The organism is Nocardioides caeni (assembly GCF_004912195.1).
Classification (GTDB): Bacteria; Actinomycetota; Actinomycetes; order Propionibacteriales; family Nocardioidaceae; genus Nocardioides; species Nocardioides caeni.
This window is the reverse complement of the sequence record NZ_STGW01000004.1, coordinates 194,485-207,953: the sequence shown is the minus strand read 5'-3', so window position 1 is coordinate 207,953 and position 13,469 is coordinate 194,485. Positions and strand designations below refer to the sequence as shown.

The following is a 13,469-nucleotide window of genomic DNA, read 5'->3' as shown; positions in this document are numbered from 1 at the left end:
CCTTCACGGCGTACCTCCTCGGTCAATGGGCAGGTGGACGGCAGGGGGTACGGCGGCCAGGCGGCTGGCGCGCACAGGGCCGGGACGCAGCGTGGGCAGCGTCGCGGCTTCGGGGAGCGCGGAGTAGGCCACGATGGAGGCGCGGTAGCGGACGACGCTCTCCAGCACCTCGCCGAGCGACTCCGACACCAGGTACTTCGTGCCGTCGACGAGGGTGACGACGGTGTCGGGGGTGCAGTCGACTCGTTCGATGAGGTCGGCGTTCAGCAGGAACGCCGTCCCGGACAATCGGGTCAGCGAGATCACCGCGGCACCTCCATGTGCGTGTGGTTCGGCTCAGGCGGTCCGTCCGTGGACGCCTCGGGTCTTCCATCGGCTGGAGGCCGACGGGGCTGAGGGGTCAGCGCTTGATGTTGACGAGCTCCTCGAGCACCTGGTCGCTGGTCGTGATGACGCGCGAGCTGGCCTGGAAGCCACGCTGGGCGAGGATCAGGTTGGTGAACTCGGCCGACAGGTCGACGTTGGACATCTCGAGTGCACCGGCCTGGATGGTGCCGCGCTGGCCCTCGCCGGCGACGCCGAGGTCGACCGCGCCGGAGTTGGCGGAGGCGCGGAAGGTGGTGTCGCCGATCTTCTCCAGGCCCATCGGGTTGGTGAAGTCGGCGACGGCCAGCTGGCAGACGTCGCGCTGGACGCCGTCGGAGAAGACGCCGCGGACCTTGCCGTCGGCGGAGATGGAGTACGACGTCAGCTCCACGCCCGGCGGCAGCGACGCGTCGATCAGGCTCAGGTCCACGTCGACCAGGCCGCCGGTCGGGACGCCGAGCGCGTCGAGCTCGTAGCCCTGGACGCGCATGCCGGTCGGCGACACGAGGATGCCGTTCTGGTCGAAGGTGAACGCGCCGGCGCGGGTGAAGACGTTCTCGGCGCCGTCGGCGAGGACGAAGAAGCCGTCGCCGTTGAGCATCACGTCGGTCTGGCGACCGGTGAGCTGGGCAGAGCCCTGGCCGAAGTTGGTCGACGTCGCCGCGAGCTGCACGCCGAGGCCGATCTGGATCGGGTTGGTGCCACCGCGCTCGGCGTTGCCGCCCGACGCCGCGGTCAGCATCTGGCTGAGCGTGTCGGAGAAGACCGTGGTGGAGGCCTTGAAGCCGGTGGTGTTGGCGTTGGCGATGTTGTTGCCGGTCACGTCGAGCATGGTCTGGTTGACGCGGAGGCCGGAGATGCCGGCGAAGAGCGAACGAAGCATGGGGTGTCTCCTCGATCTGGTGGTTGCTGTGTGGGTTGTCGGGTCGGGGTCGAACGGTGGGTCAGGCGGTCGCCGTGGGCGGGGTGGGCGTGGCCGTCGGGGCGTCGCCGACGCTGACGACGTCGGTGATGGGCACGGTCTGGCCGTCGACGCTCAGGACCGGGCCGGTGGACAGATAGGTCGTGCCCTGGACCACGCCGCTGAGCTCGGCGCCGGTCTCGTCGTACCAGCGGACGGTCTTGCCGATCATGGTCGTCGCGCCGAACGCGAGCTGCGTGCTCAGCAGCATCGCGGTCTGCTCGGCGACGGCCTCCATCTTCTCCAGCGCGGTGAACTGCGCGGTCTGCGCGAGCATCTCGCTGGAGTCGGCCGGGTTGAGCGGGTCCTGGTAGCGCAGCTGGGTCACCATCAGCTCGAGGAACATGTTCTTGTCCGACGCGGTGCTGCTGGTGCTGGACGTGCCGGCGGTGCCGGTGACTCCGTAGGTCACGCCCTCGGTGGCCGAGATCGACATGCTGCCTCCTCACAGGGCCCGGTCGAGGCGACCGGGCGGGGTGGTGCCCGGGACCGGGCTGGTGACGGCGGGCTGCGCCTCGCCGGGAGTACGACGACCGGCTGCCCCGTCATCGGGCTGACCGTGCTGACGGGACTGGCCGGGCTGACGGGACTGGCCGGGCTGACCGGGCTGGCCCTGGTCCGCCCAGCCCTGGTGGGCCTGCTCGCCGGCCTGCTGCCAGCTGGTGCCCGCGGTGCTGGAGGACGCCGGGACGGGGCTGGTCGGCAGTCCGGGGAGGGCGTCGCGGACGAGCACCTTGGCGTCGGCGCCGCCGCGCTCGAGCAGTCGCTGCAGCTCGGGTGCGCCCTGGGCGAGGGCCTGGTGGATCCGCCCGTCCCCGGCGTCGCCGGCGAGGCGGACCTGGACGCTGCCGTCGCGGACCACGAGCGTCACGCGCACCTCGCCGAGCTGCTCGGGCTGGAGGGTCAGCGTGATCCGCTGGGTGCCGTTGGGGCCCTGGGCGGCCGCGGTGACGACCCGGGTGACCTCCGGGAAGACCTGCTGCACGACGGCCTTGGTGACCGTGGTGCCCGGGATCTCGCCCCGGACCGGCGCGACGTCGACCGGAGCGCCCACGGTGACGGCGGTGGCGGTCGGCGCCGCGGGTGCGGTGGCCGCGGTCGGTGTCGCGGGCAGCGGAGGTGCGGTGGCCTCGGCCGGAGCCGCAGGGGCGCGAGTGCCGGTGGGAGTGCCGGGGTGGGCGCCGCTGCCCGGGTCGCTCCCGGTGTCGGGGGACGAGCGGTCGGGGTCGGTCCGGCTGGTGGCGACGCCGTCGAGCGGCAGCGGCTCCGTCCCGGCGGAGGTGTCGGAGGCGCTGGGTGCGGTGACGGTGGTGCCGGGGACCGGGGCCACCGTCGAGGACCCCTGCATCGCGGGCGCGGCGACCTCGGCGTCGGCGGAGGCAGCCGGCGCCTCGACGGCCGGGAGCGGCAGAGAGGTCTGCGGCCCCGGCGCCGCTGCAGCCGGGGACGCAGTCGGGAGGCCCACCGGGGCGGCCGGGTTGGCCTCCGGGATCAGCGTGGCTGCCGGCGCCACCGCGGCGAGCGCGGCAGCCAGCGCGTCGACGAACGGGCTCTCACCCTCGCCGGCGGGGGTCCCGGTGTCGGACGTGCCGGCATCGGTCGCCGGACCGGCGCCGACGGGGGTCGGCAGCGCGGGCAGGAAGGGGGCGATGCTCACGAAGGTCAGCTCCTCACCATGGACATGATGTTGCGGACGTAGTTCTGGGTCTCGGCATAGGGCGGGATCCCGCCATAGCGGCTGACGGCGCCGGGGCCGGCGTTGTAGGCGGCCAGGGCCAGCTCGGTCGTCCCGAACCGGTCGAGCAGCGAGTCGAGCAGGCGGGCGGCCCCGTCGATGGCCTGGGCCGGGTCGAACGAGTTGGTCACGCCGAGCCCGCGCGCGGTGGCGGGCATCAGCTGCATCAGTCCCTGGGCGCCGGCCGGGCTGACGGCACGCGGGTCGAAGCCGGACTCCTGCTTCGCGACGGCCGCGAGCAGCTCGCCCGGCACGCCGGTGCGGGCTGCAGCGGCGTTGATCAGGTCGGCGTACGGCGTGGCGGCGGAGACCTTCGCCGAGATCCCGCCGGTCGCGCTGCTGCCGGTGGCCGCGGGGGTGTCGATGATGCGGCGGATCATGTCGGGCTCGGACGGGACGTCGAGGATCCGCACGTCCAGGCCGGTGCGCGGCGCCTCGATCATCTTGCCGTCGCCGATGTAGATCGCGATGTGGTCGGCGCCGTTGTTGCGGCTGGAGTTGTCCCACGCGATGAGGTCGCCGGGTCGGGCCTCGGCGAGGCTGGGGACCGCGGTGCCGGAGCGGGCCTGGTCGGCGGAGACGCGCGGCAGGTCATAGCCGAGCGCCTTGTAGACCGACTGCACCAGCCCCGAGCAGTCGACGCCCTTGGTGATGCTGGTGCCACCCCACACGTAGGGCAGTCCGAGGTACTTCTTCGCCTCGGCCACCACGTCGTCGCCGCTGACACCGGTCGCCGGGTCGGCAGTTGCGCCGCTCGTGGAGGCGAGTGCGGTCGCGAACTCCGTCGCGTCGGTGGCCGAGGCCCCTGTCGCGCTGGTCGTGCTGGTCGTGCTGAAGCGCGCGAGCTGGGACTGGATCTGTGCGATCCGCGCGGTCACGTTGTCGATGCTCATCGGCGTGCCCCCGCTCGGTTGCGGGCCCAGGCCTGCCCGGCGAGGTCGTCGGCGTCGCGCGCCTCCGCCCGTGCCGCAGCGGTACGACGCCCTGCCGCCCGTCGCTCGAGGAGGTGCTCGACCGCGGCGAGCCGGGTCTTGTCGGTCGTCCAGCGGGCGCGGGACTCCGCGGTGAGGACCTGGGCGTGGTCGAGGGCGGTGCGGGTCTCGCCGATGAGGACACCGGCGCCGGTGAGCGCGGTGCGGTCGGCGAGGAGCGCGGCGGGCGTGGTGACGGCCGGCACCGCAGCGTTGGCGAGACCCTGCTCGAGCGCGGCCAGGCGACCGGCGACCGACGCCTGCTCGGCGAGCATCTGCTGCAGGCCGATCCGGCTGTCGGTCTCGCGGACCTCGCGGACCCGGGCGACGGCGGCGAGACCGCGGTCGGCGGGGTGGGGGCGCGTGCTCACGGGGCCACCAGCCCGGCGAGTCGGCCCCAGGTGTCGGCGGGTGCGGTGGTGTCGCCCATGTCTTGGCGCAGGAAGTCCTCGATGGCGACCCGACGCTCCAGGGCCGCGTCTGCGTAGGTGTCGGCCCCGGCGACGTACGCGCCGATCTCGACGAGCTCCTTGACGTTGCGGTGGGCGGCCATCATCCGGCGGAGCAGCGCAGCCGCCTGCTTCTGCGCGGGGGTGGTGACGGCGCCGTGGACGCGGGAGATCGACTCGAGGACGTCGATGGCGGGGAAGTGTCCGGCAGTGGCGAGCTCGCGGGAGAGCACGACGTGGCCGTCGAGGATCGAGCGGGCGGTGTCGCCGATCGGGTCCTGCAGGTCGTCGCCCTCGACGAGGACGGTGTAGAGACCGGTGATGGAGCCCGCGGCGGCGGTGCCGGCGCGCTCGAGGAGACGGGGCAGCAGGCCGAAGACGCTGGGCGGGTAGCCGCGGGTCGCGGGCGGCTCGCCGGCGGACAGGCCGATCTCGCGCTGCGCCATCGCGACGCGGGTCAGCGAGTCCATCATGAGCAGCACGTCCTGGCCGCTGTCGCGGAACCACTCGGCGATCCGGGTCGCGGTGAAGGCGGCGCGCAGCCGCTCGACGGCGGGAGCGTCGGAGGTGGCGACGACGACGACGGAGCGGGCCAGACCCTCGGGTCCGAGGTCGCCGTCGATGAACTCGCGGACCTCGCGGCCGCGCTCGCCGACGAGGGCGATCACGTTGACCTGGGCGTCGGTGCCGCGCGCGATCATCGACAGCAGCGACGACTTGCCGACGCCGGAGCCGGCCATGATGCCGAGCCGCTGGCCCCGACCGGCCGGGACGAGCGCGTCGAGCGCACGGACACCGAGGCCGAGCGGCTCGGTGATCCGCGGCCGGGCCAGGGCGTCGGGCGTGGGGTGCTCGGTCGAGACCAGCTCGAGACCGTCGACGAGGTCGAGCGGGGTGCCGCCGTCGATCGGCCGGCCGAGGCCGTCGAGCACGCGGCCCCGGAGGGCGTCGCCGACCCGGACGTGCAGGGGTGCGCCGGTGGGGCGGACGTGGTCGCCGACCCGCACGCCGGTGGTGGTGCCGAGGGGCAGGCAGACGGCGGTGCCGGGGCGCAGGGCGGCGACCTCCGCGAGCAGCGGGCCCTGCGCGTCGGAGGTGCGGATCTCGAGCAGGTCGCCGACGGCGGCGGTGGGGACGCCGCGGACCTCCAGCTGCAGGCCGACGATCTCGGCGACCGTGCCCAGCTCGAGGGGGCGCGCCGCATCGAGGGCGCGGTCGAGGACGGCGGGGGAGAGGGCGTTCACGACAGGACCTCCCGCACCCGTGCCATCGCCTCGGCGATGCGCAGGTCGGTCACGGCACCGCTGTCGGTCTCGACGAGTGCGTCGGCGCGGTCGAGGCGTGCGTCGGCGACGACGACGAGGCCCCGGTCCGCCAGGTCGGCGGCGGCTGCAGCTGCGGCTACCGAAGGGTGCAGCCGGACCGTGGCCACCGGCGCGGGCGGCAGCACCTGCAGCACGCGCGCGACGACGTCGGCCGGGGTCGCGATGGCGACGGCCTGCCCCACCAGCTCGGTCACCAGGGCCAGTGCCAGGTCCGTGGCCTGGTGCTCGACCGCGGCGGCGAGCCCGTCGAGGAGGCCCCGGACGTCGCGGGCGGCGGTGGCCAACGCGTCGAGGGCGGCGCGGTGCTCCAGCTCGTGGCGCGCCTCGGCAGCGGCGTGCACGGAGGCGCGGCGACTGGCCTCCTCGGCTGCCTCCTCGGCGGCCGCCCGTCGACCCTCGGCCCACCCCACGGCGTACCCCTGGGCGCGGGCGGCGTCGCGGGTCTCGGCCGCCACGCCGGCCAGCAGCGACTCGGTCACCTCGTCGCCGAGCAGCGTGTCGCCGCCCCGGCGGGTCCAGGTGCCGACCCGCAGCTCGGGGAGCGCGGGCACGGTGACCGTGGTGGCCCCTCGGGCGTCAGACGATGAACTCATCGTCGTTCCCTCGCCGGACCATGATCTGGCCCTGCTCCTCGAGCTGGCGGATGGTGCGGATGATGCTCTGCTGCGCCTCCTCGACCTGGGCGAGACGGACGGCGCCGAGGAGCTCGACCTCGTCGAGCAGGTTCTCGGCGGCGCGCTCGGACAGGTTGCCCGTGATCTTGGTGCGGACGGTCTCGCTGACGCCCTTGAGGGCGAGGGCGAGCTCGGCCGTGTCGACCTGGCGCAGCACCTGCTGCACCGAGCGGTCGTCGAGGCCGACGATGTCCTCGAACATGAACATCCGGCTCTTGACCTCGTCGGCGAGCGCCGGGTCCAGTCCCTCGAGGCCCTCGACGATCTGGCGCTCGGTCGGGCGGTCGGAGCGGTTGATGATGTTGACGAGCGGGTCGACGCCGCCGACGCGGGAGACCTCGGTGGGCTGCAGCATCGAGGAGAGCTTGCGCTCGAGGATGCTCTCCACCGTGCGGACGATCTCGGGGGAGGTCCGGTCCATCACCGCGATCCGGTGGGCCACGACCGCCTGCTGGTGGGCGGGCAGGCCGCTGAGCAGCAGAGAGGCCTTGTCGGCCGCCATGTGGGCGAGCACGAGCGCGATCACCTGCGGGTGCTCGTCGGCGATGAAGCCGCGCAGCTGGGCAGGGTCGGCGCGGTGCAGGAACTGGAAGGGCATCTGGACCGCGGCGGCGTGCAGCCGCTCCATGATCTCCTTGGCCCGCTCGGGGCCGAGGGACTGCTCGAGCAGCTGCTGCGCGAAGTTGAAGCCGCCCTGGGTGACGTGGGCGTGGGCGACGGCGAGGTCGTGGAATTCGCTCAGCACCTGGCTGGTCTCGTTGGCCGACACGGCGTCGAGGCGGGCGATCTCGGCGGAGATGCCCTCGACCTCGGCGTCGTTGAGGTGCGCCATCACCTGCGCGGCGCGCTCCTTGCCGAGCTGGATCAGGAGGATCGCGGCCTTGCGGACGCCCAGCTGCGCCAGCGCGCTGCCGTTGGGGTTGATCGTCATGAGGCTCACGGGCGCGGCTCCACCAGCCAGCCGCGGAGGAGAGCGGCCACGTCCTCGGGCTGCTTCTCGACCAGGGCGATGAGCTCCTCGCGCATGGACTCCTCCTCGTCGTTCTCGGCGGACTCGAGCGCGGCCAGTGCCGGGGTCTCGAGCTCGGGAGTGCGCTTGGCCTGGTCGAGCTTGAGCTGCTCGACGAGGTACGCCGTCGCCTCGGCCCGCGCCGCGGCGCGACGCCGTGCCTGGAACCAGGCCAGCAACACCATCAGCGCGATGCCGCCGGCGATGCCGAGGTTGCGATAGAGGTCCTTGCGGCTCGCTGCGGCCTTGGCGGCCTCGGCGGCGGCGAGCTCCTTGGCGGCTGCGTCCTGCGCGGAGCGGTCGAAGGGCAGGGCGGTGACGTCGATGGTGTCGCCGCGCTCGGCGTCGATGCCGACGGCGCTGGCGATGGTGTCCTCGATGACCTCGGGCTGGATGGCCGCGGCCGCCGTGGCGTCGAGGATGACGCCGACGTGCAGCGAGTTGACCTTGCCCGGCGCGGCCTCGCGCGTCTCGACGGTCTCGTCGACGGGGTTGTCCCGGGTCGTGTCGGACTTGCGATAGCTGTTGTCGCCGGTCCCGGCTGCGGCTGGGTCCATCTCGCCGTCGGAGCCGACGACGCCTCCGGTCGTGTCGGGCTGGCCGGTCCCGTTGTAGGTCTCGGTCGACGTCGACTCCGACAGCGGCGGCACGCCCTCGCTCGAGCCGTAGGTGCGGCTGTTGACCGTGGACTTGTCGAAGTCGAGGTCGGCGGTGACGGTCGTCGAGGAGTTGCCGGCGCCGAGGACGTTGTCGAGGGCGGCCTGGATCTTGCCCTGGGTCGAGGACTCGAAGGCCTCGACCTGCTTGGCCCGCGTGGAGGCCGCGCCCGCGCTGCCCTCCGCGGTGTCGGCAGTGAGCAGCTTGCCGGTGGAGTCGCTCACGGTGACCTTCTTTGCGTCGAGCGCGGGGATGCTCGACGAGACCAGGTGGACGATCGTCTGGACGCTCTCCTCGGTGAGCTCGTCGCCGGCCGAGGTCGCGACGAGGACCGACGCGGTGGTCGGGTCCTGGTCGTCGGAGAAGACCTGCTTCTCGGGCATCGCGAGGTGCACGACGGCGGTCTCGACGCCGTCGATGGCCTCGATGGTCATGGCGAGCTCGCCCTCCATCGCCCGCTTGAGGTTGGTGCGCTCCTGCGACTCCGAGGTGGAGAGGCTGTTGCCGTCCAGGAGGGCGTAGCCGCCCTCGGAGTTGCCGGGAAGGCCCTCGCCGGACAGGGCGATGCGCGTCGTGTAGACGTCGGCGCGCGGCACCATGATCGTGCCGCCACCGCCGGACACCTCATAGGGGATGCCCTTGGCCTCGAGCTCCTCGATCACCGCGCTGGCGTCCTCGCCGGACAGGTTCGAATAGAGCGGCGCATAGCTGGGGGCCGACACCCAGCGAAAGACCATGAACGCCGCGATGAGCAGCGCCGCCGTACCGATGACGGCGACGGCCTTCTGGCCGGCGGTGAAGGCCGCGAACGTGTCGCGGCCTCGGGTGAGGGAGCCCTGGAGCTTCTGTTGCATCGTCTGTGCCATTACTCAGTCGCCCTCAGACCTGCATCCGCATGATCTCGTTGAAGGCCTCGATGCCCTTGTTGCGCAGCGCCACGGTGAGCTGGCTGGCGACCGAGGCCTCACTGGCGGCGATCGTGTAGTCGTGGATGTTCTCGAGGTCGCCGGTCGCGGCCTGGACCGCCAGGCCGTCGGCCTTGTCGGTCAGGCCCTCGAGCCGGTCGAGGCCGTCGAGGACGAGGGAGCCGAACTCGGTGTCGGTGCCCGGCGTCGCCTGGACGGCGGTGCTCGGGGTCAGGGACGCGGGCGCGATCCCGCCGATGCCGGAAATGCCGGACAGGGAGGGGAACTCCATGGGGGAGATGCTCATGGCGATCACCGGCTCCCGATCTGCAGGGCTGCGGTGTAGGTGTCCTGGGCGGTCTTGGTCATCTGCACCGAGGCCTGGTAGCCGCGCTGCGCCATGACGAGCTGCCCCATCTGGGCGGACATGTCGATCTCGGGGAGGCGGACGTAGCCGTCCTCGTCCGCCAGGGGGTGCTCGGGGTTGTGGACGATCCGGCCCTCGGGGTCGGACTTCGCGAAGCCGGTGACGTCGACGCCGCCGTCCTCGAGGCCGTCCATGATCACGTAGGTCGCCTGGAAGGCGTCCTGGTCGGTGGAGCGGACGGTGTTGACGTTGGCGATGTTGCCGGCGACGGCGTCGAGCCACACCTGGTGGGCGCCGAGCGAGGTGTTCGCGATGCGCAGGGTGTCGAAGGCGCCCATCAGAACGCAGCCCCCATCGTGGAGATCCGGGTGTCGCGGTCGCTGATCGCGCGGCTCATCACCTGGTACTGGTACTGCGTCTGGATCGCCGCGATCGTCTCGTTGCGCAGGTCCACGTTGTTGTCGTTGGCACCGACAGGAGTCTCGGTCGCCTGGACCGACAGGCCGAGGGAGCTGCCCGTGGCGCGACCGCGGTCGATGGCGTCGCGCAGCGCGGACTCGAAGTCCACGGCGCGGGCCCGGAAGCCGGGGGTGTCGACATTGGCGATGTTGTCGGCCGTCACCTGCTGGCGCAGGGACAGTCCGTTGATCGCGGTGTGCAACACGAAGCCGACGGCATCAGTCGCTGCGAAGGACACTTCAGGCGTCTCCTGAGGAAGGCGTCGACCAGGTCGACGCATTCGGTGCCGGTCCTTCGGCGGGGATGAGCATTCCGTCGCTCACCGCCCCCGATCGGTCCCGTGCCCGACGACCTGAGCCAGGATCTCTGGGACTTGGTCCTGAATAGTCCGGCCGATCGAGCCCTCTGGTCGTCGAGGAGCGAGCGCCAGCGAGCGTCACGAGACGCCCGCAGCCGACCTCGTGACTCAGCCCCGCGCGCTCCTCCTCAGCCACCGCCGCTGCCCGCCACCGTCGCGGATCATCGCCTCGGAGAGCCGCAGCCTGCCCAGGACAGGGATGCCGAGCCGGCGCCGGAGCCGGAAGTCCCACACGTGCAGCCGGTAGAAGAGCCGGATCACCGAGCGGTTGCCGAGCCGGTCGGCCCAGCGCTGCAGCCACAACACCCGCTCGAAGCGCCGCTGGTCGGCGTCGGTCCACGACCACCTCATGAGGTCGCGGAAGTGCGACGGCAGGTTGCCCCGCGTCATCAGGTGGTACGTCGGACCGAACACCGCGCTCAGCAGCCGACCGGGGCCGCCCCACGCCTCGGCGAGGAAGCTCAGGTCGGCGAGGGACTCGAAGTCGCGGCGTACCTCCTGCGAGATGGCGAGGCGGGGGAGCATCGAGTCCCAGTAGGTCTCGAAGGCGGGCCAGTCCTGCGGCCAGTCGGCGGGCTTCACGTTGAGTCCGGTCGCCAGCGGCGCGGCGTTGGCGACCAGTTGGTCGAGCGCGGCTCGGTCGAGCGGGCCGTAGAGCGTCGTGAACTGGTCGAGGAAGAAGCGGAAGAGGCAGGCGGCCACCCACAGCTGCAGGTCGGCTGCATTGCCGCTGTAGCGGACCGGGCTCTCGGGTGTGGAGTGGACGGCGCGGTGGACCTCGGCGATCGCCTCGCGCATGACCGCGCGGTCGTCCTCGGTGCCGAGGGTGGCGAGGGCGAGGTAGGTCGCGGTGGTCCGCGCGCGCTTCACCGGCCGCCGGCGCGGGCTGCCGGAGACGACCCGGCTCTCGCTGACGCCCTCGCCCACCGGCGGCAGCGACAGCTGCATCACGATGTTGGCGACGCTGCTCGTCGTACCGACCGTGGTGAAGGTGTCGGCCAGCCGGGTCGGCGTCCTCGGGGTGCGCACGGGAGCATCCTGCCTTATCTGCACACGTTCGTGTGCAGATTGACGGTAGCCCGTCGACGGCCGGCTGTCGAGGTCAGTCGGTCGCCGCCGCCCACGCGGCTGCGGTGTCCTCGTCGTGGTAGCGGGTGAAGCCGCACATCCACGCGATGCCGTCCTCCATCACGCCCTCGCCGTACCGCGACTCGCCGCTCACCAGCAACCGCGTGCCTGTCTCCCAGCCGGACTCGGGCGCGGCCATGTCGACGCTCACCGTCGGTCCCGACCCGCCCACGAACCACGTCTCGACGGCGAAGGTCACGCCCGCGTAGTTCAGCCGCCCCTTGCCCGGCCGGTCCGTCGTGCCCGGACCGACCTCCACCACTGTGCCGTCGAACGCGAAGCCCCGGCCGTTGACGGCGGCGGGGGAGTACTCCTCGACGCAACTCACCGCGCTGTCGTCGCCGACCGCTCCCGACGGGGACTCTGGCATCGACGGGGACGCCGGCGACCCTGCCTCCGGAGCGTCGTCGGAGCTCTCCGACGAGCAGGCCGCAAGCATCAGGACCCCCAGCACGGCAGCGCCCACCCGCGACATCCTCATGACTCGATGACGCTCTCCGGCCGCCTTCGGTTCCATCAGAGCCTCTGGCGCGCTCGCGGGTCGGCGACGATACTGACGACGTGATCGTGATGGCAGTGGCAGCGATTGGCGGAGTCGTGGCTCTGGCTGTCCTCACCGGTCTCGGTGCCCGCTGCCGAGGGACGTCCGTGGTGCTCGCGGGAGTGGCGGCGGTCTTCTTTCCCGTCACCTGGGTTGCCTGGTACGTCCGTGACGAGGTGCCGCATCGGACGCTCCCCGCGGCCCGGCGCTGACCGTCGCTGCGGTATCGAGAGGCGTTCGATCCGCTTGACTACCGACGCTTCGGGCCGTCAGGTCAACGCACCCGACCCCGGGCTGGTCCTCCGGCGTCGGTGACCAGCCGGGCTGGGCCCTGCCGCACGTCGTTGTTCCCGACTGACTGCCGGCCCGTGGTGGTCGAGGAGGCCGGCCACGGCCGTCTCGAGACCCCGCAAGCCGTACGCCGGACCGGGCCAGTCGGGAGCTGAAGGCATCGGCGTATCGCGACGCTTGCTGCGCAAGCTCCTCGATGAACGATCGCAGCGACGGTCATGGTCGGGTTTGTGTCGGAGCCTTGTCCGATGCTGTGGTCATGTCCTCTCTCCTCGATCTCACTCCGGCGGCGGTCCTTGCCGCGGAGGAGGACGGGGTGCTCGCGAGGCGCCGTGGGGATGTCGAGGGCATGGACCGGTTGCTGGCTTGGTGCGACCTCCACTCGAGCGACCCGCAAGAGACGCCGGGGGCGGTGCCGGTGCGGTTCGGGGGGCGACCGGCTGATCCGCCTCGGCGGGGAAGGGACGCCGAGGGTCGCGGAGCTGTGTTTCGAGGAGTTCGCGATCGCCGCCCACGCCGGCGTCATCGCCACCAAGAACAAGGCCGCTGACTTCCTCGACCTGCGCCACCGCCTGCCCAACGTCTACGACGCGGTCAAGGGCCTCGACCTGGAGCTGTGGGTGGCCCGCAAGACCGCCGCGCTGGCACGCCGCCTCACCCCCGAACAGGCCCAGGTCGTCGACCTCGCCGTCGCCGCCGCCCGGCACGAATCACCGGGGCGGGTGCTGGTGATCGCCGAGGCCAAGGTCATCGAGGCCGACCCCGACGCCCACCGCGCCCGTATCGCCGCCGACGAAGCACGACAAGGAGTGTGGTTGCGCCGTCGTCGTGTCGGCCAGGCACTTGGCGCTGTCGATGGCGCCACCCTGGGTGCTGATGTCCAGGGCGTGGGGATGAGGCTGTCGACCGCGGCCTCGGAGCTGTTCCACGAGACCACCACCGTGATCGCGACCAGACTGGCCGAGGACCATGTCCCAGCCCACGAGGACGACGTGCCGACCATGGACCAGTTCCGCGCCCGTGCGGTCGAGCTGATGGCCGACCCCCACGCCGCAGCCCGCTTCCTCGACGGCCCCCACCCCGAAACCGAAACCGAAACCGACACCGCCACCCAGCCCGACGCCCAGCCCGCTCCCGAGGCGAGTCCGCCGAAGTGGCGGCGCAAGCGCGCCGAGATCGTGGTCCACATCGCTGCCGAGGTCCTTGCCGGGCAGTGTGACGGGGTGGCGAGGGTCGAGGGCATCGGCCCCCTGCTCCTCGAGCAGGTCACCGA

The 13,469-nt window shown here is 72.3% G+C and carries 16 protein-coding genes; 1 reads left to right on the top strand and 15 read right to left on the bottom strand.

Features of this window, described 5'->3' with window-relative positions:
- Positions 1 to 3: 3 nt before the first annotated feature.
- From E9934_RS08650 to E9934_RS08580, 15 genes are all read right to left on the bottom strand, one after another.
- Entirely contained in the window at positions 4 to 306 is a 303-nt protein-coding gene (locus E9934_RS08650; RefSeq protein ID WP_136562474.1) for a flagellar FlbD family protein, read from the bottom strand.
- A gap of 94 nt (positions 307 to 400) precedes the next feature.
- Positions 401 to 1,249 (bottom strand): flagellar hook-basal body complex protein, encoded by an 849-nt coding sequence (locus tag E9934_RS08645; RefSeq protein ID WP_136562473.1) that lies wholly within the window; start codon positions 1,247 to 1,249, stop codon positions 401 to 403.
- Between the two features lie 61 nt (positions 1,250 to 1,310).
- Positions 1,311 to 1,763, bottom strand: a complete 453-nt coding sequence (locus E9934_RS08640) for a flagellar hook capping FlgD N-terminal domain-containing protein (protein WP_136562472.1) — start codon at positions 1,761 to 1,763, stop codon at positions 1,311 to 1,313.
- Between the two features lie 9 nt (positions 1,764 to 1,772).
- Positions 1,773 to 2,984 carry a flagellar hook-length control protein FliK gene (locus tag E9934_RS08635; RefSeq protein WP_136562471.1) on the bottom strand — a complete coding sequence of 404 codons (1,212 nt, stop codon included), beginning with the start codon at positions 2,982 to 2,984 and terminating at the stop codon, positions 1,773 to 1,775.
- A 5-nt stretch (positions 2,985 to 2,989) separates the two neighbouring features.
- Positions 2,990 to 3,955, bottom strand: coding sequence for a transglycosylase SLT domain-containing protein (locus E9934_RS08630; protein ID WP_136562470.1), 966 nt, complete (start codon positions 3,953 to 3,955; stop codon positions 2,990 to 2,992).
- Positions 3,952 to 4,404, bottom strand: coding sequence for a flagellar FliJ family protein (locus tag E9934_RS08625; protein WP_136562469.1), 453 nt, complete (start codon positions 4,402 to 4,404; stop codon positions 3,952 to 3,954). The genes E9934_RS08630 and E9934_RS08625 overlap by 4 nt, the downstream gene beginning before the upstream one ends.
- Positions 4,401 to 5,726, bottom strand: coding sequence for a FliI/YscN family ATPase (locus tag E9934_RS08620; RefSeq protein WP_136562468.1), 1,326 nt, complete (start codon positions 5,724 to 5,726; stop codon positions 4,401 to 4,403). The genes E9934_RS08625 and E9934_RS08620 overlap by 4 nt, the downstream gene beginning before the upstream one ends.
- On the bottom strand, positions 5,723 to 6,400 hold the full coding sequence (locus E9934_RS08615) for a FliH/SctL family protein (protein ID WP_136562467.1): 678 nt from the start codon (positions 6,398 to 6,400) through the stop codon (positions 5,723 to 5,725). Before E9934_RS08615 ends, E9934_RS08620 begins: the two co-directional genes overlap by 4 nt.
- Entirely contained in the window at positions 6,384 to 7,412 is a 1,029-nt protein-coding gene (gene fliG / locus E9934_RS08610) for a flagellar motor switch protein FliG (protein ID WP_136562617.1), read from the bottom strand. Before fliG ends, E9934_RS08615 begins: the two co-directional genes overlap by 17 nt.
- 5 nt (positions 7,413 to 7,417) lie before the next feature.
- A complete protein-coding gene (fliF, locus tag E9934_RS08605; protein WP_136562616.1) occupies positions 7,418 to 9,001 on the bottom strand; it encodes a flagellar basal-body MS-ring/collar protein FliF in 1,584 nt (527 codons plus the stop codon).
- A 25-nt stretch (positions 9,002 to 9,026) separates the two neighbouring features.
- Positions 9,027 to 9,344 carry a flagellar hook-basal body complex protein FliE gene (gene fliE / locus E9934_RS08600; RefSeq protein WP_136562466.1) on the bottom strand — a complete coding sequence of 106 codons (318 nt, stop codon included), beginning with the start codon at positions 9,342 to 9,344 and terminating at the stop codon, positions 9,027 to 9,029.
- Between the two features lie 20 nt (positions 9,345 to 9,364).
- A complete protein-coding gene (locus E9934_RS08595; protein ID WP_136562465.1) occupies positions 9,365 to 9,757 on the bottom strand; it encodes a flagellar basal body rod protein FlgC in 393 nt (130 codons plus the stop codon).
- Positions 9,757 to 10,116, bottom strand: coding sequence for a flagellar basal body rod protein FlgB (locus E9934_RS08590; RefSeq protein WP_136562464.1), 360 nt, complete (start codon positions 10,114 to 10,116; stop codon positions 9,757 to 9,759). The genes E9934_RS08595 and E9934_RS08590 overlap by 1 nt, the downstream gene beginning before the upstream one ends.
- A gap of 228 nt (positions 10,117 to 10,344) precedes the next feature.
- Positions 10,345 to 11,265: an oxygenase MpaB family protein gene (locus tag E9934_RS08585; RefSeq protein ID WP_136562463.1), complete on the bottom strand. Its 921-nt coding sequence runs from the start codon at positions 11,263 to 11,265 to the stop codon at positions 10,345 to 10,347.
- Between the two features lie 73 nt (positions 11,266 to 11,338).
- On the bottom strand, positions 11,339 to 11,830 hold the full coding sequence (locus E9934_RS08580) for a hypothetical protein (protein ID WP_136562462.1): 492 nt from the start codon (positions 11,828 to 11,830) through the stop codon (positions 11,339 to 11,341).
- 704 nt (positions 11,831 to 12,534) lie between these two features.
- On the opposite strand from E9934_RS08580, the gene E9934_RS19575 reads away from it, so the two are divergent.
- On the top strand, positions 12,535 to 13,469 hold a 935-nt coding region (locus E9934_RS19575; RefSeq protein WP_202977244.1), incomplete at its 3' end, for a hypothetical protein.